Origin of the sequence: Saccharopolyspora sp. (genome assembly GCF_017434145.1) — a bacterium.
Classification (GTDB): Bacteria; Actinomycetota; Actinomycetes; order Mycobacteriales; family Pseudonocardiaceae; genus Saccharopolyspora_C; species Saccharopolyspora_C galaxeae.
The window spans coordinates 1-23,146 of sequence record NZ_JAFRFW010000430.1; the positions used below are offsets into that span (position 1 = coordinate 1).

Below are 23,146 nucleotides of genomic sequence, written 5' to 3' on the forward strand. Positions count from 1 at the left end.
AGATGCTCATTTTGCCGCATATCAGTTAGAACAACAAGCTGCAGTGGGCATTGCGGGCGCAGAAGCACTTGGACAAATGGGTGCTAATGGCGCCGCACCAGCTCCGAACGTGGCATGACGCCACCGTAGGAACAGACCGAGCGTTCTGTCTAGCGGTGTTAGCATGTGGACCTGACCACCACGCGATCCGGCGGAACGCCAGCACAACGGCTGCTGGAGGCGGCCGGAACCCTGTTCGCGCAGGAGGGGATCCGCGCGGTGGGTGTCGACCGGGTGCTGGCCGCGGCCGGTGTGGCGCGGGCGAGCCTCTACCACGCCTTCGGCTCCAAGGACGCGCTGGTCGCGGCCTACATCGCCGACCAGGATCGGGCCGACCGCGGCAAGTGGGAGGACGCCGCCGCCGAGCTGGAGACCGCGCAGGAGAAGGTGCTCGTGCTGTTCGACCTGGCCCGCGCGGCAGCGCTGCGCCGGGACTTCCGCGGCTGCCTGTACCTCAACGCCGCCACCGAGTTCCCCGACCCGGAGCACCCGGCCCGGCACGCCGTCGCGCAGCATCGCGCGTGGTTGCGGGATGTTCTGGTCGACCAGCTCGCGCAGTCCGGTGCCTCCGAGCCCGAGCCGCTCGCCGAACGCGTCGTCGTCCTGTACGACGGTGCCGTCGCGGGCTCGAAGTTCAGCCGCAGCACGGAGCCGATCGACCTCGGGCGCGAGATGGCGCGGCGCTTCGTGGCGCAGGGCAGTGACGTGCCCGCTGTTTCCGCGTGACGCGTGCGGTTTCTTGCGGATCCGCGGGTCTCGTTGCGCTCGTGTCGACCGTTGTCGCGCAGCGCGCGGACGACCGAGTCCGCTCGCAGCCGTAGTGCCTGTCGGCTCCGGGAACCGAGCAGGCGCGGTCAGGGTGATCAGCGGGTTGCGCGTCGCGATCTCCCCGAACGGCCGGGATCCGGCGCGGTCAGCGCCGCCCACCAAGGTGTCGCGCGAGGAAGCGCTCCGCGGCGCGGAACATGGCGATCAGGTTCTCCGGGTTGACGAAGCTGTGGCCTTCGTCGGGGAAGACGAGGTAGTCCACATCGGCCTCGCGGGCGCGCAGCGCGTCGACGATCAGGTCCGATTCGGCTTGCACGACCCGGACGTCGTTGGCGCCCTGCACCACCATCAGCGGGGTGCGGATCTCGGGTATCCGGGTGATCGGGGAGCGGGCGAGCATGTCCGCTTCCTGCTGCGGGTCGCCGGGATCGCCGACGTAGCGGAACCAGTTGGCGATCAGGCCCGGTTTGGCGAATTCCGGCACCGTCCGCATGAAGTTGGCCAGGTTCGAGATGCCGACGTAGTCGATGGCCGCGGCGAACCGGTCCGGGGTGAAGGTGATGCCGACCAGGGAGGCGTAGCCGCCGTAGGAACCGCCGAAGATCGCGACGCGGTCCGGATCGGCGTACCCCCGCTCGACGGCCCAGTCGACGCCGTCGATCAGGTCGTCGTGCATCGCGCCCGCGAATTCCCCGATCGCGGCCCGCATGTGGGCCTTGCCGAAGCCGGTCGAGCCGCGGAAGTTCACCTGCAGCACGGCATAGCCGCGATTGGCCAGCAACTGCACGGCTTTGTCGCACCCCCACGAGTCCCGCGTCCACGGTCCACCGTGGACCATCAGGACCATCGGCAGTCCGGAGGGCTCGATCCCGACCGGCAACGTCAGATAGGACGGCAGCGCCAGCCCGTCGCGCGCGGTGATCGTGACCGGGTGCATCGCGGCCAGCGAATCCGGGTCGAGGTGCGGGTAGGGGCGGAACAGCAGCCGGCATTCACCGGTGGCGTGGTCGTAGAACCAGGTCACACCGGGATCGCGGTCGCGGGTGAAGGAAACGATCCAGCGCAGGCCGTTCTCGTCCGAGGAGACCTCCGCGAGATCGCCATCGGAGAGCGGTTCGAGGTTCTTGAGCACCTCGGCGAAATCCGGATCGAAGGCGTGGATCACCTGGCGCTCGCCGAGATAGCGCGCGCCCAGCAGCTCGCCGGTGCCCCGTTGCCGGATCAGCGGCGAGGGCAGGGCCGCGAAGACGCGCGCACGGGTGTCGAGGTCGAAGCTCGGGTGGCTGTCGACCTCGGTCTCGGCACCGGTGGCCAGGTCGAGCCGGACCAGGCGGGTCCGGTCGGTTCCCCGGTTGGATCCGATCCATGCCGCGGTTCCGTCCGGGGTGATCTCGAACGGCCAGACGCCCACCGGGTAGTCGTCGCCGTCGAAGGTCGTGATCCGGTGCGGTTGAGCGGTTTCACCGTCCCAGCGGGACAACTCGATGTCGCCGTCGGCGGTGTAGCGCAGCGCGAACAACTCGCGGCCCGCGGTGAGCCAGGACGCGACGTCGCCGGGGTTCCGCGCCAGCAGCGTGAGCTCGCCGGTGGCGATGTCGAGTTCGTGCAGGTCGAATTCGGCGGCGTTGCGGGCGTTCAGGTGCAGGACGGCTTTCCCGGGACGCGTGGCGGGCTGTTCCAGCGCCAGGGTTCGCACGCCGGGAAACGGGGTCATGTCGACGGCCGGGGCGTCCGGGTCGTGCAGATCCACCCGGTGCACGTGCCAGTTCTCGTCGCCGCCCTCGTCCTGGGTGTAGAGCAGCCAGCGCGGTTCGTTCGTCCACTGGTAGCTGAGCACGCTGCGGGAATCGTCAGCGGTGACGCAGCGGGGTTGAGCACCGGAGTCGAGGTCTTGGACCCACACGTTGAGCCGGTCCCGCCACGGCGCCAAGTAGGCGATCCTCGTTCCGTCCGGCGAAATCGATGCGCCGGCACGTTCCGGTTGGCCGAAGAAGTCCTCGACCGGCCGCAGATCCGGCAGTGCCATGTCGTTCCTCTCGTTCGGTGACGCGCGGTGAGCCGTGCTCCACGAAAAGCCGTGCCGCTGCGGCACACTCAAGTGCGCGCAGCATGATCTGCGGCACCTTTCGCGGTTTTGCACGGCCGTTGGCGTCTCCGGCCGGGAGGAAGGGACCGTGGAACGAGCGGTTCGCGCCGGGGTGCTCAGCCGAACTCGACGCCGAAGGTGGTCAGCAGCGTGTAGACGCCGAGCAGTCCGATCGCCGCGCTGCTGATCACCAGGGCCGCGTTGAACGCGCGGCTTCCGCGCAGCCGCGGGTCGGTTTCGGTGTTGCGCAGGTACCACACCGCGACCACGACACCGACCAGGAACAGCGCTCCGGAGATCCCGCCGACCTGGACCATGACCACCGGTTCGGACAGCAGCAGGTAGGCCGCGCTCCAGGTGATCGGCAGGGCGACGGTGAAGATCCGCAGCCACCTCGTCCGGGCCCGCTGGTCCGTCCAGTCCAGCACGCCGAGCAGGGCCAGCGTGTTGGTCCACACTCGAGCCCAGGAGGGCAGCGAGGCCCACAGCGTCGAGCCGAGCACCGCGATCGCGCCGATCAGGAACAGCACGCCTGCCCAGTTTCCAAGGGTGTCGGTGTACATCCTGGACAGCGTGGTGAGCATCCCGTTGCCCTCGGGAACGAGTCCCTGCGGGTGCAGCACGGCCGCGCCCATGACGAAGAAGGCCAGCGTCGCCAGCGTGTAGACGACCCACGACAGCAGCGCGTCCCGGTACATCACCCGGATCCAGCCGTTGGCCCGCTTCGTGCGGGCATCGCTGCCGTCGGCCGGACCGGTCCAGCGCGCGTAGCCCTTCTCCAGGCACCAGTACTGGTAGGCGATGATCTCGTCGGACCCGATGCCGGTGATGCCGAACGCGGCGATCGCGACGCCCACCACCCCGGGCGGAATGCCGAATGAGAGTCCACTGAGGACATCCGAGGTCCCGTAGGCGAACGGCGTGAACGGCAACCCGGCGGCGATCATCACGGTGATCACGACGAAGATCGCGACCAGCGCGGCCGCACCCCGTTCGATCAGGGAGTAGTGGTTGGAGTAGAGCAGGACGATGGTCGCGGCGGCCAGCGCCACCGTCCACACTGCGAGCGAAGTCGTCCCCAGTGGATCGCCGCCCACCGGCGCCAGGATGCTGCACGCCGTGGCGGTCGCGCCGATGACGCCGCCCAGCTGGATCAGCTTGGCCACCGCCATGATCAGCCACAGCACGGTGATCCACCCGATCCGCCCGATCCGGGGCGCGACCTTGTTGCACCCGGTCATCACCGGCTGGCCGGTGGAGATCGTCCAGCGGGCGAGCTCGATCTGCACGGCGACCTTGACGAACGTGCTCACGATGATCAGCCACAGGATCGCGAATCCGGCCTCGGCGCCCAGCGCCGTGGTCGCGATCAGCTCGCCGGAGCCGACCACCGAGGCGCTCACGATCAACCCGGGACCGAAGAAGCGCAGGCTCGCCCGCCAGGTCCGGGGCGGTTCCCGGATCTCGTCGGCGGTCAGCGCATAAGGATCTCGTTGCGTGTCAGGCGATTCCGCGTAGGTGGACATCACGAGCCTCCAGGCAGGGGAGAGGCGCCCGAGCCGGCGAGTGGCCTATTCCGCCGCTCAGCGGGATTCCGGTTTCACATGACGGTGCCGAGGTGCCACGGGACGAATTCCTCCTCGCCGTAGTCGAATTCCTCGCTCTTGGTGCGTTCGCCGGAGGCGACCCGCACCACGTGCTCGAAGATCTCGTCCCCGAGTTCGTCGATGGTGGTCGCGCCGTCGACGACGCCTCCGCAGTTGACGTCCATGTCTTCGCGCATGTGCTCGTACAGCGGGGTGTTCGTGGCGAGTTTGAGGCTCGGCACCGGGGTGCAGCCGAAGGCCGACCCGCGGCCGGTGGTGAAGCAGACGACGTTCGCGCCGCCCGCGACGATCCCGGTCACCGACACCGGGTCGTAGCCGGGCGTGTCCATGAAGACGAAACCGCGGCTGCTGACCGGAGCGGCGTAATCCACGACGTCCCGCAGCGTGGTGGTCCCGCCCTTCGCCACGGCACCGAGCGACTTCTCGAGGATCGTGGTGAGACCGCCCGCCTTGTTCCCGGGGGACGGGTTGTTGTCCATCGAGCCGCCGTTCTTCGCGGTGTAGTCCTGCCACCAAGCGATCTTGTCGAGCAGCTTCTCGCCGACCGCGCGGCTTTCGGCGCGACGGACCAGCATGTGCTCGGTGCCGTAGATTTCCGGTGTCTCACCGACGATTCCGGTGCCGCCCTGCGCGACGAGCCGGTCTACTGCCGCACCGAGCCCGGGATTGGCGGTGATACCGGAGTACGAGTCCGATCCGCCGCAGTTGGTGCCCAGCACCAGCTCGCTCACCGGCACGGTGCTGCGCCGCGCCTTGTTCGCCTCCGGCAGCATTTCGGTGAGCCGCGCGACGCCTTCGCGCACCGTTTTCGCGGTGCCGCCCAGTTCTTGGATCGTGGTGGTGACCACGGGCAGGTCCGCCCGCAGCGGCACGTCCCGGGTCAGCTGCACGATCTGGTTGTCCTCGCACCCGAGCCCCAGCACGAGGAATCCGGCGAAGTTGGGGTGCGTGAGGTAGCCGCGCATCACCCGCCGCAGCACCTCGATCCCTTCGCCGTCCGGCGCCATTCCGCATCCGGTGCCGTGGGTCAGCGCCACCACGCCGTCAACGTTGTCGAAGTCCTCGAGCGCTCCGGAGAACCGCACCTGCTGCGCGATCCGCTTGGCCGCGGTGGCCGAGCAGTTGACGCTGGTGAGCACGCCCAGGTAGTTGCGGGTGCCGACGCGCCCGTCCGAACGCACGTAGCCCTGGAAGGTGGTGCGTCGCGACTCGGGGACCACGTCTTCCGCGCGCGCTTCGGCGGCGAACTCGTAATGCCGCTCGAACTCCCGGTATTCGAGGTTGTGCAGGTGGACGTGCTCGCCGGGCCGGATGTCGACCGCCGCGAAGCCGATCACCTGCCCGTAGCGGCGCACGGGCTCGCCAGCCGCGACCGAACGCACCGCGATCTTGTGCCCGCGCCGGACCTCCTCGCGGACGCTGATCAGCTGTCCACCCGCGCGGACTCGGAGTCCCTCGGCCAGATCGGACCCGGCGATCGCGACGTGGTCGGACTCGTGCAAGTGGACGACCGTCGGAGCTTCCGCTGTGGCAGCCATCGGCACTCCGTATTTCCGGAGGTACAGGGGTATTTCAGGAGGTATAGGGGTATTTCAGGAGGTATAGGGGCGTTCCCCGGAGGTATAGCGGCTTTTCGGAGGTATAGGGGTCTACCGAATCGGATGGGTGTCCCGCGATGTCGCCCGCTGTTCGGGGCGTCCGGGCTGTTCGGAGGTTCCGGGGTGGGTGGCGCTTCCCGGGCCGGAGCGGCGTTCCGGGTCTGTGTAGGCTGTGTCACGACCGGGTCGATCCGGAAACGCTAAGGTGGCGGCGACCGGGTGTCAACGTACCGAGCGGATTCTCCGCGCGGCCGAACGAGATCCGGGCTTCGCCTGCGCTTCTGCCCTGGCCGCGGAAGCGGTCACTTCCGGTCCACATCGGACACTGGAAGATCGCCGACGGGCGAGCATCCGACGGGTACGGCGCACCCGCCGCGTTACCGCTGTGGGCGGTTACCCGCCGCCGATTCCGTAGCGGATGAAGAACTCGTGCTCCACGTCCGGAGCGTTCAGGACGGAGCCGGGAACGGAATGGTCGGGCTGCTCGCCGCTGGTGTCGGCCAGCGGCACGTGCGGCGGCAACCCGGTCACGCGGACACGCTTGCCTGCGAGCTCGCAGTACTCGACCGGCGGGTCACCGGTCAGCTCGGCCACTTCGCGCTCGGCCTGCGCCGCGCAGACGGTGCAGGTCCCGTCCGCGTCGGCCGAAGCGCTGTCGCGGCCGCATTCCTGGCATCGCATGTTCTTACCGTAACCACTCCGTCGCGGCGCTGTCAGCGAAACCGCACGATATGGGCGTGCGGTAGGCATTCGTCCGCGCGCCCGATGCGACCGCCGGAGCGCGCTGCTGACTCGCCGCGCTGGAACGATCACCGCGCCCTGTTGGCGTGCCACATGGTGTGTTCGCGGCTGATCGCCGTTTCGGCGTCGACCACGGCGTCGGACCATTCCTGCTCGTCTAGGTCGTGCGAGAGCTGGTCGCGGACCGCCGCGAGTTCGTGCGAAGCCAGCACGTAAGCGGTCGCGGTCGAGTTGTGCTGGCGGGTGGAGTTCCACGCGGCCAGCGCCGAGACCAGTGCCGCCACGATTCCGGCGAGGTCGAAGTCGACGAGGCCGAAGGCCTTGGCCAGCGCGCCCGCGATACCCGCCACTTCCATGATCAACGTCAGGGTCCAGAAGATCCGCGCGCGCCGGTGGTGGTAAACCGCCTTGTCGGCGTACCAGTCCTGCTGGTCGCGCACCCGGAAGGTCAGGTACGCCTCCTTGCGCGCGGCCAGCGGGGCACTTCGCATCGCGCGCATCCGCTCGCTGATCGCCGGAGCCGTGCTCGGCTGCGGCGGAACCTCCGGCATGTTGCGTTGCAGGGCGCGGATGCGCTCGACGAACTCCTCGTCGGCCCGCTCGCCGTTGAACGGAGCGGCGGCCGCGACGTAGCGCCAGGTCAGGGTTTTCAGCGACTCCGCGAGAGCACGGCCTTCGTACCAGAGCTTGTCCGGCCGGTTCCCGGCCACGGCCAGCTCCACGGCCATCACGCCGATGAAGGCGAGTGCGGTCCCCACCGCGTACAGCTCGATCCCGCCGCCGACGGGAAGTTCGAACGCGGCGAAGACGGCAGCCGCGACGGTGAGCACCAGCCGGGCTCGAACGGCGCGCAGATAGCTGCGTTGCTGTGCCACCGAGACGGCATCCGCCGCCTGGAACAGCCCCGGGTAGTCCTGGGGTGCCAACGACTGCAACCGATCGGTGCTCGACATCCACGCTCCGCACATTGGGGAAGATTCAGTCGATCTCGCGGCGGGCGCGTTCGGAAAGCCGCCATTCGGGTGTAATCTGCAGCGCTGCGGATTTCGGCGGCGGTGTTCGCGCGCGAATATGCATAACGGCGGCCGGTGTTGCGCCGAATTGTCGGGTTCATTGCGCCGACGTAATCGCGGTGGTGGGCCCGGAGCCACCTGCAACATCGTCGGTCGATACTCTTCGGCCTCCACCGGCGGTGTGCGACGGATCCATCGAGACGGCGACGACGAAATCCGACGATAGGACGGAAATGGCAGAACGGGACCCCTCCCAATCGCCTGCTGCGCTCGAGCGGTCTCTACAACGTGGCAGACGGCTGGACAGGTGGGGCTCGGTCGCAGTGCTGGCGGGCGCTGTGTGCCTGCTGGCAGATTTCCAGCACGACTCGATCTGGCTGGGCGCACTGGAGTTTGTGGTCGGCTTCGCCTTGGTCGGCGTCGGAGTGTGGGCGCTGGTGCGCGGTCGCCGGCACTTGACGCCGGTGGTGCCCGGCCTTCGGTTCTTGCCCGCGGACGCGCGGGTCGTGCTGTATCTCCGGTCGTTCTCCGATGATCGAGGCTTCGCGCGGATGGGGGGAACGCGGATTCGCGACGTGTTGCAGTGGCCGCCGACACTGGCCGATCTCCGCACGGAGGAGCAGCAGGTCGCCCGCGGCGTCGCGGCGTTCGGCCGGATGGTCGCGCTCGGCAAGCCCTCGGATCAGCTACCGCAACCCGGTGCCGAGCGCAGCTACGTCGCCGACGAGCAGTGGCAGGACGAAGTGCTCACCGGGCTCGACCGGGCCGGCCTGGTCCTGCTGGCCGCTGGTCCGGGGAAGGGCCTGGAATGGGAAGTCGATCAAGTGGTGCGGCGTGATCCGGCTCGGCTGGTGATCCTCGTCAGCCGGGACCGGTCGCAGTACGCGCAGTTCCGGGAATCAGTGCACCAGTACTTTCCGAAAGGATTGCCGGACTATCCGCAGCCGCGGGCGCGGCACCGCCTGTTCCGGGGCCGGTACGTCCGTGCCGCGATCTGGTTCGATCCGGACTGGACACCGCACCTGGAAATGCTCGACGGCAAATATCCGCTCAGCGGCGCCGCCACCCGGACGCAGCACGCCTTGCCGCGCGCGTTGCGGCCGGTTTACGAACGGGCCGGTGTGCCGGTACCGCGCAAGAACAGGCCGACCAAGCCGCGGCCGAAGGAGGTGGTGCTGGGCGTTGTGCTGTTCGCTCTCCCGCTGCCCGCTCTCGTAGTGACGTTCTGCCTCCTTTTTTACAGCGCGGCCCTCGGGGTGGTGAAGTTCTTGGTCGGCCCCGGCGGCTCCAGCGGCGGAGGCGGCACCTACACCAGCAGTGGCCTGCTCGCGACCGGCAATCCCACCCTCGACTTCCTGATCATAACCCTGTTGGTCCTGCTGATCTGGCCGTTACCGGTGGCCTTGTGGATGCGCCGGGTTTTGCGCGGCGGGCCGGTGGCCATTCTGATGCTGCAAGTGGCCGGTATTTCGCAGGGAATCGCGCTGCTGGTGTCCGCGATACCGTTGGGAATTTTCTTTCTGATAGCCGGTGGTCTCGCGAGCTTGACGTTCGGTGTCGCGCCGCTCTGGCTCGGGATCAACACATTCGTGGTCAATCTCGCCGCCCCGCCCATCGCCACGCTCCTTTTCCTTCGCCGCGACGTTCGAGAATGGGCCGAATCGCGAACGTGACGGGCAACGAAAGGTTGCCGGTGTCGCACCGAGAGGAGCGCGACGTTCAGGCGGCGGCCAGCTTCACGGCCAATACCCGGCGCAGGTAATCCCGGTTGCGGGCGGAGACGCCGAGGCCGTCGCCGCCGTAGTGCTCGGTGCAGATCGGGCCGTCGAAACCGGCTTCCAGCGCGAGTTCCAGCGCTTTGCGGTAGTCGATGACGCCGCTTTCGACCGGGGCCGGTGAGGTGGCGTAAGCCCCGGTCGCGGGGTCGTGGTCGCGGTAGTAGTTCTTGATCTGCCAGTAGTTGGTGTAGGGCAGGGTCGGCACCAGCAGCTCCTCCCAGTGCGGCATCGGACGGTGCAGCCGCACCAGGTTGCCGATGTCCGGGTTGAGCCCGACGTTCGCCAGGCCGATGTCGCGCACCAGCCGGACCGCGCTTTCCGGCGTGCCGAGGAAGGTGTCCTCGTACATCTCCAGCGACAGCGCCACACCCCGGCCCGCGGCGCGCTGACCTGCGGCGCGGAACCGCTGCACGGCCAGTTCCCAAGCGCGTTCGTCCGCCGGGTCGTCGCCAGCGCCCGGCTGGTGCCAGAACCAGACCGCGGCGCGCTGCGCATCGGTCAGCGGCCGGTGCAGCCCGGCGCAGACCACTCCGGCGCCCAGCTCGGCCGCGGCGTCTATGCTGCGCAGCAGGTAGTCGAAGTTGGCGGCCCCGGTGTCCGGGTCGAGCACGCTGCGCCGGGTCACCGACAGCGCGGAGACGGCCAGCCGGTTTTCCTGCAGCGTGCGGGCGAACTCCTGGCGGCGCTGCGGGCTCAGGTCGGCCGGGCGCAGCCAGCTGTCGGTGAGGTCGAGGTGCTCGAACCCCTCGGCGGCGACCTCGCGCAGCACTCGTCCCCACTGCTGCGCGGGCAGATCCTGCACGGAGCGGCCGTCGCGGGTGGTGCCCGGGAATTGCAGGAGCGCGGCGCCGATCGGCCAGTCCTGAGCGGTGTGCGGCATGGTCCTCCGGCCTCGTGTGGGAAAGCGTCGATCCAGATCCAACACCATATAGGATCTATGTTGGGCCCGGTAGGCTCGGCGAGTGCAGCCGTTTCGCTAGGATTTCGGGTGCGATGACCAGTGATGACAACCGCGCGGCGGCCGTGCGCCCGCCCGCCCGCACGCAGCCTGTGGTGGCGCGGCGCGCGCTGCGCGACGGCGTCTACGACGCGATCTTGGAGAAGCTGCTGGACGGCTCCACGCCGCCGGGCAGCTCGCTGGGCATCGACCCGCTGGCGCGTGAGCTGGAGGTCTCGCCGACTCCGGTGCGCGAAGCGCTGGTGCAGTTGGAGCACACCGGCCTGGTCTCGCGGGTGGCGCTGAAGGGCTATCGCGTCGCCGAGCCGATGACCGACGAGCAGCTGGCCGAGCTGTTCGACATGCGCAGCGTGCTGGAGACCGCCGCGGTCGAACGCGCCGCGGCCAACGCCGACGACCTCGTTCCGGAACTGCGGGTCGCGCACGCCCAGCACGTGCTGTGCGCGCACCGGGTGCGCAAGCTGCGCGGGCCGGGTGAGGAATCCGGTGCGGGGCCGGGCGATTTCGCGGATCTGCGCGAGTACTTCGCCGCGGACTGGGAGTTCCACCGCACGATCATCCGCGCTGCGGGCAACCGATTTCTGCTGCAGAGCGCGGACTCGCTGAGCGCGCACGTGCACCGGCTGCGCCAGACGGCCGACCGCGGCACGATCGACATCGATCAGGCCGTCGACGAGCACGCCGCGATCCTCGCCGCCTTCGAATCCGGCGATCCGGAGCAGCCGAAGATCGCGATGCGCGAGCACCTGGCCGCGGTCGCCGGGCGGTCCCGCGCGGGCGGCTGAGCCGCAGGCACCCAGCGCTGGTCAAGCGGCGGGTCCGCGCTTTCGTCGGCCGGGGCTCAACTCCGGTCAGCGCGCGCCGGCGCATGAGCGGAGGCCGGCGGGCTTCGGCAGCGGTCCGCCCGGGCCGCTTTGGCCGTTTCCCTTGCCGCGGCTCTTGCCAAGAACCGCACGTGCACCTTAGCTTGCTCGCACATATCCAATAGGATCTCGGATCTGCGGCTCCGCGCGATGCCGTCGCTGCGAGGTCCGTGCGGGACAGAAGGCTCTGACGATGAGGTCATCCCTGCGCTTGGCACTGGCGTTGGCCGGCGCCGTTTCGCTCGTCTCGGGGTGCTCGACGCTGAACGCGCGCCCCGCCGTCCCCGACGACTGGACTCCGCGCGGGTCGGTCTCCGCAGTGGTCGCGTTCGCGCCCGGCGGCGGCAGCGACCGGTCGGCGCGCGTGCTCGCGCAGGGGCTCAACGAGCTCGACGCGGGTTTCAACGTCAACGTCGAGAACAAGGAGGGCGGTTCCGGCGCGGTCGGGTGGGCGACCTTCCTGGCCGAGGAGGGCAACGGCAACGCGCTGCTGGTCGCCGAGACCGCGCTGAACACCCTGCCGCTGGTCTACGACGTGCCGTTCACCTATCGCGACTTCACCCCGCTGGTGATGTTCGCCGAGGACTCGCGCATCGTCGTGGCCCGCAAGGACACCCCGTACAACAGCTGCTCCGAGCTGGTGGCCGCCGCCGGAAGCCGGTCCGTCAAGACCGGTTCTAGCGGCAAAACGGGAGCGGATGCCTTGGTCGTGGCGGAGTTCGAGCGCAACGGCGGGAAGTTCCCCGTGGTGCCCTACGGCTCCACCGGTGAAGTGATCACCGGGTTGCTCGGCGGGCAGATCGAGGCCGCTCCGGCCAGTGCTTCCTCGGCGAAGCCGTACTTGGAAAGCGGTGACCTCAAGGCGCTGTGCACGCTGAGCGGCGAGCGTTACGACGACCCCGTGCTCGGTTCGCTGCCCACTGCGCGGGAGCAGGGCCTCGACGCGCAAGTGACGATGTGGCGCGGAATTTTCGCTCCGGGCGGGATCGACGAGGTGCAGCGGGAGTACTGGATCGACGCGATCCACCGGGCGATGCGGTCGCAGGCTTATCGCGACTACCTGGCCGAGGACCTGCTCATTCCGGCGGATCTCGCGGGCGCGGACTTCGCCCGCTACCTCGACGAGTACGACCGGCGGATGCGCGAGGTGTTCCGATGAGCGACGTGCAGGACGTGCAGGCCCGGGGACGTCGTCCGGTGCTCGCCGCGCACCTCGTGCTCGCGGCGGTCGGTGCCGCGTTCTTCCTGGGATCGTTCGCCTATCCCTGGACCAATCCGGAGGACGGAACGATCGGCGCGGCGGTTTTGCCCCGCACGGCGGGGTTTCTGCTGCTGATCGTGGGACTCGGACTGTGCAGGCAGGAGTCGCGGTCGGGTTCGGTGCTGGAAGGTGACGGCCACGTCGCGGCGGAAGCAGCGCACGATTCCGCGCAGCTGCGCGAAATTCGCCGCAAGCTGGTGTTGGTCACGGCCGGGATGTTCGCCGCAGCACTGCTGATTCCATTCCTCGGAATGCTGCCCGCGTTGGCATTGCTGACGTTGTGCCTGACCAAGTTCGTCGAGCGGTTGCGCTGGCGGACCTCGCTGGCGGCTGCGGTGGGCGTGCTCGCGGTCTCCTACGTGCTGTTCATCGTGGTGCTGCGGGTGCCGTTGCCGTTCGGCCTGCTGGATCCCAGCGTCTGGAGCGCGTCGTGATCGAGCACATCATCACCGGCTTCGGTGCGGCGCTGAGCGCAGAGAACCTGTTGTGGTGCTTCGTCGGCGTGCTGCTGGGCACGATCGTCGGCATCCTGCCGGGGCTGGGCTCGGCGACCGGGGTGGCGATCCTGATCCCGGTCACGCTGACCTTCGACCCGCTGACCGCGCTGATCATGCTCGCCGGGATCTACCACGGTTCGCAGTTCGGCGCGACGATCACCGCGATCCTGATCGCCACGCCGGGGGAGGCGTCCTCGGTGGTGTCCACTCTGGACGGGTATCGGATGGCGCGGCTGGGACGGGCCGGTCCGGCGCTGGCGATCTCCGCGCTCGGTGCGTTCGTGTCCGCGATGGTGTCGCTGGTGGCGCTCGCGGCCGTGGCGCCGGTGTTCGCCCGGCTGGCGCTGGACTTCGGGCCGCCGGAGATGCTGGCGGTGATGATCCTCGGGTTGTGCACCATCGTGGTGTTCTCGGGAAGAAACCTGTTGCTGGGCACCGGATTGGGCCTGGTCGGCGTGCTGATCGCCTGCATCGGCGTCGATGTCGGCTCCGGCACGCCCCGCTACACCTTCGGGCAGGTGCAGCTTTTCGGCGGGGTGCCTTACGTGGAGGTGATGATCGGGCTGTTCGCCATCGGTGAGCTGCTCAACCAGCTGCACATCGGCATGGCCGAGCCGATCCGCACCCGCTTCCGCGACCTGCTGCTGACCCGCGAGGACTTGCGCCGCGCCACTCCGGCCACGGCGCGCGGCACGGTGGTGGGCTTCCTGCTCGGTTGCCTGCCCGGAGCCGGTACGACGCTGGCCTCGTTCATGGCCTACGGCGCGGAGAAGCGATTTTCCCGCAATCGCAAGAAACTCGGCAGCGGCGCCATCGAAGGGGTGGTCGCTCCCGACGCCGCGACGAACGCCGCCTCCAACGCGAACTTCGTGCCGACGCTGGTTCTCGGCGTCCCTGGCGGTGCCACGACCGCGGTGTTGCTGGGTGCTTTCCTGATCTACGGCATCCAGCCGGGGCCGTTGTTGTTCGAGAACCAGCCGGTGCTGATCTGGGGCTTGCTGGCCTCGTTCTTCATCGGCAACCTGATCCTGCTGCTGTTGAACCTGCCGCTGGCGCCGGTGTTCGCGCAGCTGCTGCGGGTGCCGTACTCGATCCTGTATCCGCTGATCATCGTCACCAGCCTGGTCGGCGCGTACTCGGTGAAGAACAACATGCTCAGCGTGTGGATCGTGCTCGTGTTCGGCCTGGTCGGCTACGCCATGAAACGGCTGGGGATGCCGGTGGCGCCGCTGGTGCTCGGGCTGGTCATCGGGCCGCTGTTCGAGAAGGCGCTGGTGCAGACCTCAGCGCTCGGTGAAGGGGACGTGCTCTCGCAGATCGCGGGCAGCGGCACCGCGCTGCTGGTGCTCGCCGTGGCCGCCGCGCTCGCACTCGGACCGGCGTTGACGCGGGCGTTGCGCGGGCGCGCGCCCGCGAGCGCCGAACAACAGGAGGAGAAGCAACCATGACCGCTGCCAGGCCGCGCGTCGCGGTGACCCTCGGAAATCCGGCCGGGATCGGTCCCGAGCTGATCGCCCGCCTGCTCGCCGATCCGGAAACCACCGCGGCCGCGGACATCGTGCTGATCTCCGACGAGGACGAGCTGAAGGTGGCAGGTGCGGATTCCGGCGCGCCCATCGCCTTCGCCACCGAGCCGGCCGACGGCTTGCCGCTGCTGCACGACAACGGCTCCGCCCGGCCGGTGCCGCGGTTCCGGCGCCGCGAGTCCACTGCGGAGGGTGGTCGCTGGGCGCTGGCGAACCTGCGCAGCACTCTGGACATGGCCGGTCGCGGGGAGGTCGACGCGATCCTCTTCGCCCCGCTGAACAAGACTTCGCTGCACCTGGCGGGAATGACCGAGAACGACGAGCTGCGCTGGTTCGAGAAGGTGCTCGGCGTCGAGGGGTTCACCTCGGAGCTGAACGTGCTGCCCGGACTGTGGACCGCGCGGGTCACTTCGCACGTGTCGATCGGACAGGTCGCCGAAGGCGTCACTCGCGAAAACGTGGTGTCCGCGGGGCGGTTGCTGCACGAGGTACTGCTGGAGTCCAGTGTGGATGAGCCGCGGATCGGGGTGTGCGCGCTGAACCCGCACGCGGGCGAAGGCGGCAAGTTCGGCCGCCACGAGATCGAGATCATCGGGCCGGCGGTCGAAGACCTGGCGGGGGAGGGGATCGACGTCCGCGGCCCCTTCCCATCGGACACGATCTTCTTGCGTGCCAAGGAATTCGACGGAATCCTGACGATGTACCACGACCAGGGCCAGATCGCGATGAAGCTGCTCGGCTTCGACGGCGGGGTGACCATCGCGGGCGGCCTGCCGGTGCCGATCTGCACTCCGGCGCACGGCACGGCGTTCGACGTGGTCGGCGAAGGCCTGGCCAACACCGGCTCGGTGCGCAACGCGTTCGACCTCGCGGTGCGGATCGGCGGCCGCAGGCGCGTCGGCTGACTCCGGACTACTTCCGCCTGCGTGCGGAGATGGCCGCGGCGGCATCGCCCATCGCGCCGAACAGCTCCGTGGCGTCCTCGACCAGCTGCTCGCGGCCGACTTCGAGCGCTCCGTCGGTCCAGGCCAGCAGGAGTTCGCTGAAACCGCCGACGAGTATCGAGCCGGTGAGCATCCCGACCTGCTCGCTCGCCGGCGCGTTGCGTCTGGCGCTGTCGGCCTGCACGTAACCGGCGATGCTGAACCCCGTCTCCAAGCGGCGGCGGTTGAGCTTTTCGTTGCCCAGCGCCTCCACGTACAGCACCCGCGCGCGCCGGTGGTCCTCGTCGACGAAGCGCACCGTCGTTTCCACCACCGCCCGCAGAGCCGCCCGCGGATCTTCGCCCACCGCCCGCACAGCATTGGTGACCTCGGCGTGCAGCTCGGCGACGAGCTGGTCGTACAGGGCCACCACGAGGTCGTCGAAGCTTTCGTAGAAGTAGCGCGGATTCAGCCGCGCGGACTGGCAGATCGCGCGCACCGAGGTGGCCGACCAGCCTTCGGTGCCCAGCAGTTCCAGGGCGGACGCCAGCAGCAGCGAGCGCCGTTCGGCCACCCGGTCGGCGGCGGGGACGCCCGCCCAGCGGGTCGGTTTCGGATGATCATCGGAGGTTGGCAACGCCCGTAACCATAACCTAGAGTCTGGAAACGGGCGTTACCAGAATGGCCGTGCGGCCCGCGCCCCGCACGGCCGCCCATTTCCCGCCTGCCGAGGGAGCCGCGATGCCGGAGCGCACAGTCGCTTGCCAGGGTGTTGATCTGCACGTCGTGGAGGAGGGCAGCGGGCCGCCGGTGATCTTCGCGCACGGTTTCCCGGAACTCGCCTACTCCTGGCGCCACCAGCTGCCCGCGGTCGCCGCGGCCGGGTATCGGGCGGTGGCGCCCGATCAGCGCGGCTACGGCAAGACCTCGCGGCCGCACCGGATCGAGGACTACGACATCACGCACCTGGTCGGCGATCTCATCGCGCTGCTCGACGACCTCGGCGAGCAGAAGGCGATTTTCGTGGGCCACGACTGGGGATCGATGGTCGCGTGGCACACGGCGCTGCTGCATCCCGACCGCGTCGCGGGAGTCTGCGGGATGAGCGTGCCGTTCCAGCCGCGCACGCCCATTCCGCCGACCGAGGCGATGCGGGCGCGGTTCGCGGGCTCGTTCTTCTACATCCTGTACTTCCAGGAGCCCGGTGTCGCCGACGCCGACCTCGGCGCCGATCCGGAAAAGACGATGCGACGGCTGCTGTCGGGAGTCCACACCGACGTCGACTCCCCGGGTGGTCTGGTCTCCGCCGACGACGGGCGGGGATTCGTGGAGCGCTTCCCGGAACCCGCGGCGCTGCCGGATTGGCTCAGCCAGGCCGAATTCGACTTCTACGCCGCGGAGTTCCGCCGCACCGGCTTCACCGGCGGGCTCAACTGGTACCGCAACTTCGACCGGAACTGGGAACGCACGCCGCAGCTGGAAGGTGCCCGGGTCGAAGTGCCCAGCTTCTTCATCGGCGGCGCCGCAGACCCGGTGCTGGCCGGAGTTTCCCCGTCCACGCAGGAGCAGTGGCTCACCGACCACCGGGGCAACGTGCTCGTCGACGGTGCGGGCCACTGGGTCCAGCAGGAAGCACCGGACGAGGTCAACGCCGCCCTCCTGCGCTTCTTCGAATCCGTCAGCCGCGACGAGGTGACCGCATGACCGATGGCAGGCCCCTGAACTTCGGCGTCTTCTACGCGCCCTTCCACCCCGTCGGGCAGGACCCCACGCTGGCACTGGAGTACGACCTGGAACGGGTCGAGGCGCTGGACCGCTTCGGCTTCGACGAGGCGTGGTTCGGCGAGCACCACTCCGGCGGCTACGAGATCATCGCATCGCCGGAGATCTTCATCGCCGCGGCCGCGCAACGCACCCGGCACATCAAGCTGGGCACCGGTGTGGTGTCGCTGCCGTACCACCACCCGTGGCTGCTGGCCGATCGGCTGGTCACCCTGGACCACCTCACCCGCGGCAGGCTGATCTTCGGTGCGGGACCGGGCGCGTTGCCGACCGACGCGCACATCATGGGCATCGATCCGGTCGATCAGCGCCGCATGATGGAGGAATCGCTGGAGACGATCCTCGCCCTGTTCCGCGGCGAGGAGCCGATCGACCGGCGTACCGACTGGTTCGAGCTCAACGAAGGGCGCTTGCAGGTGCGCCCGTACTCGTGGCCGCATCCGGAAGTGGCCGTGGCCGCGATGGTCTCGCCGTCCGGGCCACGGCTTGCGGGCAAGTACGGTGCTTCGCTGCTGTCGTTGTCGATGTCGGCAGCGAGCGAGGGGTTCGCCGCGATCGGCAAGGCCTGGCAGGTCGTCGAGGAGCAGGCGCAACTCGCCGGGCAACCGGCACCGGACCGGGCCACCTGGCGCGTGCTCGGCACGATGCACCTCGCCGAGACCAGGGATCAGGCCATCGAGGACTGCACCTACGGGCTGCCGGAGTTCGCGAACTACTTCGGCGGCGGAGCGGGTTTCGTCCCGCTGGCCGAGAACACCGGCGGCGAGCCGAAGTCGCGCCGCGAATTCGTCGCGGACTACGCCGAATCCGACAGCGTTGTCATCGGAACCCCCGACGACGCCATCGCCTACATCGAGCGCCTGCTGGAGCAGTCCGGCGGCTTCGGGACGTTCCTGCTGCTGGGTCACGACTGGGCCGCGCCGGACCGCACGATCAACTCCTACCGGCTGTTCGCCCAGTACGTCCTGCCGCATTTCAAGGGCCGGTTGGCCGCGCCGCGCGCGGCGCAGCAATGGGCCGTGGACAAGCGCGAACAGCTCTTCGGCCGCGCGGGCCAGGCGATCAGCAACGCGATCGAGACGCACGTGCAGGAGAAGGGCTGATGCGCGCCGCCGTGCTCAACGCGGGCCGGATCGCGGTCCGCGACGACGTCGCCGCCCCGCGGCCCGGCCCCGGTCAGGTGCTGGCACGGGTGCGGGCGTGCGGGATCTGCGGTTCCGACCTGCACTTCGCCCGGCACGGCGAGCGGATGCTCGCGCTTGACCGGGAAATGGACGGCACGGGCGATGCCGTCGACCTCGACCGCGACGTCTACATGGGACACGAGTTCTCCGCCGAGGTGCTGGAATTCGGCCCGGACACGGAGGAATCCGCGCCGGTCGGCGCGCACGTGACCGCGATGCCGCTGCTCGCGGGTCCGGACGGTATCCAACCGATCGTCTACTCGAACAGCGTCAAAGGGGGCTACGGCGAGCAACTGCTGCTGTCCGCGCAATTGCTGCTCGAAGTCCCCAATGGACTTCCCGCGCACCACGCGGCGCTGACCGAGCCGATGGCGGTCGGGCTGCACGCGGTGAACAAATCCGGGATTCAGCAAGGCGAAGGCGCGTTGGTGCTCGGCTGCGGACCGGTCGGGCTGGCGGTGATCGCGGCGCTGCGGGTGCGCGGCACCGAACCGATCGTGGCCGCCGACTTCTCGCCCGCGCGCCGGAACCTGGCCGCGACCATGGGAGCGCACCGGACTGTCGATCCCGGCGAGGAGACGCCTTGGGGCACCGGCGATGGCCACCGGCCGCTCGTGGTGTTCGAGGCCGTCGGCGTGCCGGGAATGATCAACGATGTGCTGCGTTCCGCGCCGCGCGGGACGCGGGTGCTCGTGGTCGGCGTGTGCATGGAGGACGACACGATCAGCCCGTTCTTCGGGATCAGCAAGGAGATCAACGTCCAGTTCGCGCTGGGGTACGACCCGGCGGAGTTCGCGCGGTCGCTGCGTTCGATCGCCGAAGGGGAGATCGACGTGGCACCCCTGATCACCGCGCGGATACCGCTCGACGACATCGGCTGGGCCTTCGAAGCCCTCGACCGCCCGGAAGAGCACTGCAAGATCATCGTGGAGCCGTGATGACAGACTGGACCGAGGTCGCGACCGGGCTGGCCGCGGAATTCGCCGAAACCGCCGCGGAAACCGACCGAAGTGGACAGTTCCCGGTGCGGAACATCGAGCGCATGAAAGAGGTCGGCTACCTCACCATCGCGGTGCCCGAGCAGTTCGGCGGCGGTGGGGCCGACCTCGCGACCGTCGCCGCGTGCCAGCGGATCCTCGCCGGCGGCTGCGCCTCCACGGCGCTGGCGGTCAACATGCACGTCTTCGGCCTCGGCTCCGCGGCCGAAGGCTGGTACGCCGGAGATCGCGGCGCCGAGCAGCTGTTCCAGATGGTCGCGGGCGGCACGATCGTCGGCGGCAGCCTGACCGATGCGGCCACCGGCCTGAACGTGCGCACCTCGGCGACACCGGCGAAACCGGTCGACGGCGGCTACGTCATCTCCGGGCGCAAGTCGTTCTGCTCGCTGGCACCGGTGCTGAACTTCTTCTGGGGCACCGCGGCAGACACCGAGACCGGGAATCTGCTGCTGTTCGGCCTGAATCGGGACACGCCGGGCCTGAACTTCGTGGACACCTGGGACACGATGGCGATGCGCGGCACCGGTTCCTGGGACGTGGTCTTCGACGACGTCTTCGTGCCCCATGCGGCCGTGCAGCAGGATTTGGCCGCCAACGACGAAGAACTCGTCTGGGATGCCGCCAGGGAACGCGGATTCTCCTGGTTCGCCTTCACCATCGCCTCGATCTACCTCGGACTGGCCCGCACGGCCGTGCGCTTCTCCTACGACCGCGTCACCAGCCGGACCGTCACCGGTGCTTCGCTGCCGATGGCGCGCCAGCCCGCGCAGGTCTACGGCGCGGCCGAGATCGAACTGCTGCTGCGGCCCGCGGAGGCGCTGGTCGCCGACGGGCTGCACCGCCGCGCCGAGACCGGGCTGCTCAGCCCGGCCGACCTCAACACGATCAAGCACGTGGCCGTGAACGCGGCAGACGAAGCCGTGGACCGCTGCATCCGGATGGTCGGTGGCCAGGGAATCTTCCGGAAGCTGCCGCTGGAGCGGTACTACCGCGACGTGCGCGCGGGCCAGTTCCACCCGCCGAACAACGACGTCGCGCTGGAAACGATCGGCAAGGCCGCGCTGAACATCGATCCCGGCGCCGAGCCGCGCTGGCCAACGGACTGAGCGCCATCCGGGGGTGTTCGGAGTGAACGGACCGCTGGTCCGGCTAGATTGGTCAAACGGTCCGTTCACTCGACCCCGTTGGCGCGGTGCGACACCGGTAGGCCGACGCGCCGAAGCTGCATCCGGAGTGAACGGAACTCTGGTCCCACTGGATTGGTCGAACGGGCCGTTCGCTCAGGGACGTCCGCGAGGTTGAACGGGTGGACCGATCACTCGGCGGGTGCCAAGCCTTCGGCGACGAGTCCGGCGTGGACGGCCTCGCCCAGCGCGGTGACCGCGCTCAACGGCCGGACCATGACGGTGAACTCCGAGATCAGGCCGTCGTCGTCGAGGTGGATCAGGTCGATGCCGTGGATCTGCTTGCCCGCGACCGTCGCCCGGAACACCAGCACGTGCGCGTCGGTGGCGTCGCCCGCATCGGTCTCCGCCGTGCCGCCGAGGTCGCCGACGTAGCGGAACTCCTCGAAGACCCGGTGCATGAGCACGCCGAACACGCCGAGGACCGTGCTGCGGCCCTCGAACGGCCGGAACTTGATCGGGCTGAACATCCGCGGTTCGGCCGCGAACAGCGGCTCCAGCGCGGCGACGTCGCGCTGCTGCACGGCGGTGCGGAAGGTGTCGATGGTGTCCACGCGGGGTCCTCGCTCGTCGGGATGATCAGGTGCGGCGCCGACGATACCTGCGGCGCGCACGACCTCGATCGACGTTCGGCCGCGGGGTCCGGATGGCGGGCGCGGTTCCGGAGCCTGCCTTGACCTGGTGATCAGCGTCGAGAACGTGCCTAGGATGGTGTCACGATCAGCAACCGCAGCAGCCGCAAGATCGCAGCCGCGTCGTGCTCTCGCTGCGGTCCGGACGAAAGGAACACGGATGTCCACTCCGGACAGGCACGATCCGTCCACAGTCGACGAGCTGACCTGGGCGGTGCACGGCGGCAACTCCTCCGACGCCTTCGGTGCGCTGCGCACTCCGCTGGTGGCGGCGAATTCCTACGTGCTGCCGGAGGACGCCTCGCAACTGAGCTGGTCGGACTCCAGCGAGCTGATCTACGCGCGCAACGGGCACATCAACCAGCGCGCGCTGGAGACCAAGCTCGCCGCGCTGGACGGTGGGGAAGAGGCGGTGGTCTTCGCCAGCGGCGTCGCCGCGCTGCACGCCATGTTCTTCACGCACCTGCGCAGCGGTGATCACGTGGTCGTGTCGGCAGTGGCCTACGAGGCGGTGCACCGGTTGTTCGCCGAGCTGCTGCCGGAGCGCTACGGCATCGAGGCGACGTTCGTGGAATCCACCGACCTCGACGCGGTGCGCGCGGCGATGCGCCCGGACACGCGACTGGTGCACGTCGAGACCATCGCGAATCCGACCACCGCGGTAACCGACATCGCCGCGGTCGCCGAGATCGCGCACGAGGGCGGTGCGCTGCTGAGCGTGGACGGCACGTTCACTCCGCCCCCGCTGTACCGGCCGCTGGCCGACGGCGCGGACGTGGTGATCCACTCGCTGACCAAGTTCATCAACGGCCACGGCGACGCGATGGGCGGCGCGGTGATCGGCTCGCACGAGCTGGTCGGCAAGATCCGCGGTGATGCGGGCGTGGACGTCGGCGGGGTGCTCGCGCCGTTCAACGCCTGGTTGATCATGCGGGGTTCGGTCACGCTGCCGCTGCGGCTGCGCCAGCACCTCGCGAACGCGCAGCGGATCGCCGAGTTCCTGGCCGCCGAGCAGCGGATCGCCTTCGTCGCCTATCCCGGGCTGACCGACCATCCGCAGCACGAGCTGGCGAAGCGCCAGTTCGGCGACCGCGGCTACGGTGCGGTGCTTTCCTTCGCGCTGGAAGGCGATTCCGAGGTGCAGAACCGGTTCGTCAACGCACTGCGCGTGATCACATCCGCGGTCTCGCTCGGGCACGACGAGACGCTGATCGTGCACGTCGCACCCGGCACGCGCGGCGGGGACAAGTACTACCCCGAACCGTTCCAGCGCTACGGGCACCTCCGGCTGGCGGTCGGCCTGGAGGAGCCGGGCGACCTGATCGCCGACATCCGCGCAGCGCTCGACACCGCACTGCCCGCTTGACCAACGGGAGAGTCATGCTCACCGGACTCAGCGCGTTCCCGCTCACCCCCATCACCGACGCCGGCGTGGACGAGGAGGCGTTCGCCGCGCTCGTCGGGCGGCTCGCGGCCGCGCGCGTCGACTCGATCACCGCGCTCGGCTCCACCGGTTCCTACCCGTACCTCGACCGCGAGGAACGTGCCCACGTCGCGCGGCTTGCGGTCGAACACGCCGGGAACACCCCGGTGCTCGTCGGAATCGGCGCGCTGCGCACCCGCGGCGTCCTCGAACTCGCGGAGGACGCGCAGGCCGTCGGAGCTTCTGGAGTGCTGCTCGCGCCGGTGTCGTACCAAGCGCTGACCG

At 69.2% G+C, this 23,146-nt stretch carries 21 protein-coding genes; 13 read left to right on the forward strand and 8 right to left on the reverse strand.

The window, feature by feature from the left end; all coding sequences use genetic code 11:
- Positions 1 to 165 precede the first annotated feature (165 nt).
- Complete coding sequence (locus IJH84_RS11775) at positions 166 to 765, forward strand: TetR/AcrR family transcriptional regulator (protein ID WP_295144003.1); 600 nt, start codon at positions 166 to 168, stop codon at positions 763 to 765.
- Positions 766 to 952: 187 nt separating this feature from the next.
- Here IJH84_RS11775 and IJH84_RS11780 read toward each other — a convergent pair whose 3' ends face one another.
- The 5 genes from IJH84_RS11780 to IJH84_RS11800 all read right to left on the reverse strand — a co-directional run bounded on the left by IJH84_RS11780 (position 953) and on the right by IJH84_RS11800 (position 7,792).
- On the reverse strand, positions 953 to 2,833 hold the full coding sequence (locus IJH84_RS11780; protein WP_295144006.1) for a S9 family peptidase: 1,881 nt from the start codon (positions 2,831 to 2,833) through the stop codon (positions 953 to 955).
- Between the two features lie 176 nt (positions 2,834 to 3,009).
- Complete coding sequence (locus IJH84_RS11785) at positions 3,010 to 4,419, reverse strand: Nramp family divalent metal transporter (protein ID WP_295144009.1); 1,410 nt, start codon at positions 4,417 to 4,419, stop codon at positions 3,010 to 3,012.
- Positions 4,420 to 4,493: 74 nt separating this feature from the next.
- Positions 4,494 to 6,038, reverse strand: coding sequence for a UxaA family hydrolase (locus tag IJH84_RS11790; protein WP_295144012.1), 1,545 nt, complete (start codon positions 6,036 to 6,038; stop codon positions 4,494 to 4,496).
- A gap of 453 nt (positions 6,039 to 6,491) precedes the next feature.
- On the reverse strand, positions 6,492 to 6,779 hold the full coding sequence (locus IJH84_RS11795; RefSeq protein WP_200071630.1) for a hypothetical protein: 288 nt from the start codon (positions 6,777 to 6,779) through the stop codon (positions 6,492 to 6,494).
- A 128-nt stretch (positions 6,780 to 6,907) separates the two neighbouring features.
- Positions 6,908 to 7,792, reverse strand: coding sequence for a DUF4231 domain-containing protein (locus IJH84_RS11800; protein WP_295144015.1), 885 nt, complete (start codon positions 7,790 to 7,792; stop codon positions 6,908 to 6,910).
- 293 nt (positions 7,793 to 8,085) lie between these two features.
- Here IJH84_RS11800 and IJH84_RS11805 point away from each other — a divergent pair, with 293 nt between their 5' ends.
- On the forward strand, positions 8,086 to 9,525 hold the full coding sequence (locus tag IJH84_RS11805) for a hypothetical protein (protein WP_295144017.1): 1,440 nt from the start codon (positions 8,086 to 8,088) through the stop codon (positions 9,523 to 9,525).
- 46 nt (positions 9,526 to 9,571) lie between these two features.
- Here IJH84_RS11805 and IJH84_RS11810 read toward each other — a convergent pair whose 3' ends face one another.
- A complete protein-coding gene (locus tag IJH84_RS11810; protein WP_295144020.1) occupies positions 9,572 to 10,510 on the reverse strand; it encodes a sugar phosphate isomerase/epimerase in 939 nt (312 codons plus the stop codon).
- 113 nt (positions 10,511 to 10,623) lie between these two features.
- Between IJH84_RS11810 and IJH84_RS11815 the strand changes: the two genes are divergently transcribed.
- The 5 genes from IJH84_RS11815 to IJH84_RS11835 all read left to right on the forward strand — a co-directional run bounded on the left by IJH84_RS11815 (position 10,624) and on the right by IJH84_RS11835 (position 15,640).
- Positions 10,624 to 11,373 (forward strand): GntR family transcriptional regulator, encoded by a 750-nt coding sequence (locus IJH84_RS11815; RefSeq protein WP_295144023.1) that lies wholly within the window; start codon positions 10,624 to 10,626, stop codon positions 11,371 to 11,373.
- A gap of 271 nt (positions 11,374 to 11,644) precedes the next feature.
- Positions 11,645 to 12,610, forward strand: coding sequence for a tripartite tricarboxylate transporter substrate binding protein (locus IJH84_RS11820; RefSeq protein WP_295144026.1), 966 nt, complete (start codon positions 11,645 to 11,647; stop codon positions 12,608 to 12,610).
- A complete protein-coding gene (locus IJH84_RS11825; protein ID WP_295144029.1) occupies positions 12,607 to 13,146 on the forward strand; it encodes a tripartite tricarboxylate transporter TctB family protein in 540 nt (179 codons plus the stop codon). The genes IJH84_RS11820 and IJH84_RS11825 overlap by 4 nt, the downstream gene beginning before the upstream one ends.
- Positions 13,143 to 14,657, forward strand: a complete 1,515-nt coding sequence (locus IJH84_RS11830; RefSeq protein WP_295144032.1) for a tripartite tricarboxylate transporter permease — start codon at positions 13,143 to 13,145, stop codon at positions 14,655 to 14,657. The genes IJH84_RS11825 and IJH84_RS11830 overlap by 4 nt, the downstream gene beginning before the upstream one ends.
- Positions 14,654 to 15,640 (forward strand): 4-hydroxythreonine-4-phosphate dehydrogenase PdxA, encoded by a 987-nt coding sequence (locus tag IJH84_RS11835; protein WP_295144035.1) that lies wholly within the window; start codon positions 14,654 to 14,656, stop codon positions 15,638 to 15,640. The genes IJH84_RS11830 and IJH84_RS11835 overlap by 4 nt, the downstream gene beginning before the upstream one ends.
- Positions 15,641 to 15,647: 7 nt before the next feature.
- On the opposite strand, the gene IJH84_RS11840 is transcribed toward IJH84_RS11835, so the two are convergent.
- Complete coding sequence (locus tag IJH84_RS11840) at positions 15,648 to 16,295, reverse strand: TetR/AcrR family transcriptional regulator (RefSeq protein ID WP_295144038.1); 648 nt, start codon at positions 16,293 to 16,295, stop codon at positions 15,648 to 15,650.
- Positions 16,296 to 16,399: 104 nt separating this feature from the next.
- Here IJH84_RS11840 and IJH84_RS11845 point away from each other — a divergent pair, with 104 nt between their 5' ends.
- The 4 genes from IJH84_RS11845 to IJH84_RS11860 are packed head-to-tail and all read left to right on the forward strand — an operon-like array spanning position 16,400 to position 20,728.
- Entirely contained in the window at positions 16,400 to 17,362 is a 963-nt protein-coding gene (locus IJH84_RS11845) for an alpha/beta hydrolase (protein WP_295144041.1), read from the forward strand.
- Positions 17,359 to 18,543, forward strand: coding sequence for an LLM class flavin-dependent oxidoreductase (locus tag IJH84_RS11850; protein WP_295144044.1), 1,185 nt, complete (start codon positions 17,359 to 17,361; stop codon positions 18,541 to 18,543). Before IJH84_RS11845 ends, IJH84_RS11850 begins: the two co-directional genes overlap by 4 nt.
- Positions 18,543 to 19,562, forward strand: coding sequence for a zinc-binding dehydrogenase (locus IJH84_RS11855; RefSeq protein ID WP_295144047.1), 1,020 nt, complete (start codon positions 18,543 to 18,545; stop codon positions 19,560 to 19,562). The genes IJH84_RS11850 and IJH84_RS11855 overlap by 1 nt, the downstream gene beginning before the upstream one ends.
- Positions 19,562 to 20,728 carry an acyl-CoA dehydrogenase family protein gene (locus IJH84_RS11860; RefSeq protein WP_295144050.1) on the forward strand — a complete coding sequence of 389 codons (1,167 nt, stop codon included), beginning with the start codon at positions 19,562 to 19,564 and terminating at the stop codon, positions 20,726 to 20,728. Before IJH84_RS11855 ends, IJH84_RS11860 begins: the two co-directional genes overlap by 1 nt.
- A 209-nt stretch (positions 20,729 to 20,937) precedes the next feature.
- Here IJH84_RS11860 and IJH84_RS11865 read toward each other — a convergent pair whose 3' ends face one another.
- On the reverse strand, positions 20,938 to 21,360 hold the full coding sequence (locus IJH84_RS11865; protein WP_200071617.1) for a nuclear transport factor 2 family protein: 423 nt from the start codon (positions 21,358 to 21,360) through the stop codon (positions 20,938 to 20,940).
- 238 nt (positions 21,361 to 21,598) lie between these two features.
- Here IJH84_RS11865 and IJH84_RS11870 point away from each other — a divergent pair, with 238 nt between their 5' ends.
- Together IJH84_RS11870 and IJH84_RS11875 are read left to right on the forward strand one after the other, a co-directional pair.
- A complete protein-coding gene (locus tag IJH84_RS11870; RefSeq protein ID WP_200071616.1) occupies positions 21,599 to 22,804 on the forward strand; it encodes an aminotransferase class I/II-fold pyridoxal phosphate-dependent enzyme in 1,206 nt (401 codons plus the stop codon).
- On the forward strand, positions 22,801 to 23,146 hold a 346-nt coding region (locus IJH84_RS11875), incomplete at its 3' end, for a dihydrodipicolinate synthase family protein (protein ID WP_295144055.1). The genes IJH84_RS11870 and IJH84_RS11875, both read left to right, overlap by 4 nt.

Coding starts and splice junctions, on each gene's coding strand:
- IJH84_RS11790 (WP_295144012.1), bottom strand. CDS start 6,038: ATGGCTGCCACAGCGGAAGCTCCGACGGTCGTCCACTTGCACGAGTCC.
- IJH84_RS11805 (WP_295144017.1), top strand. CDS start 8,086: ATGGCAGAACGGGACCCCTCCCAATCGCCTGCTGCGCTCGAGCGGTCT.
- IJH84_RS11820 (WP_295144026.1), top strand. CDS start 11,645: ATGAGGTCATCCCTGCGCTTGGCACTGGCGTTGGCCGGCGCCGTTTCG.
- IJH84_RS11835 (WP_295144035.1), top strand. CDS start 14,654: ATGACCGCTGCCAGGCCGCGCGTCGCGGTGACCCTCGGAAATCCGGCC.
- IJH84_RS11810 (WP_295144020.1), bottom strand. CDS start 10,510: ATGCCGCACACCGCTCAGGACTGGCCGATCGGCGCCGCGCTCCTGCAA.
- IJH84_RS11870 (WP_200071616.1), top strand. CDS start 21,599: ATGTCCACTCCGGACAGGCACGATCCGTCCACAGTCGACGAGCTGACC.
- IJH84_RS11785 (WP_295144009.1), bottom strand. CDS start 4,419: ATGTCCACCTACGCGGAATCGCCTGACACGCAACGAGATCCTTATGCG.
- IJH84_RS11850 (WP_295144044.1), top strand. CDS start 17,359: ATGACCGATGGCAGGCCCCTGAACTTCGGCGTCTTCTACGCGCCCTTC.
- IJH84_RS11825 (WP_295144029.1), top strand. CDS start 12,607: ATGAGCGACGTGCAGGACGTGCAGGCCCGGGGACGTCGTCCGGTGCTC.
- IJH84_RS11815 (WP_295144023.1), top strand. CDS start 10,624: ATGACCAGTGATGACAACCGCGCGGCGGCCGTGCGCCCGCCCGCCCGC.
- IJH84_RS11845 (WP_295144041.1), top strand. CDS start 16,400: ATGCCGGAGCGCACAGTCGCTTGCCAGGGTGTTGATCTGCACGTCGTG.
- IJH84_RS11860 (WP_295144050.1), top strand. CDS start 19,562: ATGACAGACTGGACCGAGGTCGCGACCGGGCTGGCCGCGGAATTCGCC.
- IJH84_RS11795 (WP_200071630.1), bottom strand. CDS start 6,779: ATGCGATGCCAGGAATGCGGCCGCGACAGCGCTTCGGCCGACGCGGAC.
- IJH84_RS11855 (WP_295144047.1), top strand. CDS start 18,543: ATGCGCGCCGCCGTGCTCAACGCGGGCCGGATCGCGGTCCGCGACGAC.
- IJH84_RS11800 (WP_295144015.1), bottom strand. CDS start 7,792: ATGTCGAGCACCGATCGGTTGCAGTCGTTGGCACCCCAGGACTACCCG.
- IJH84_RS11780 (WP_295144006.1), bottom strand. CDS start 2,833: ATGGCACTGCCGGATCTGCGGCCGGTCGAGGACTTCTTCGGCCAACCG.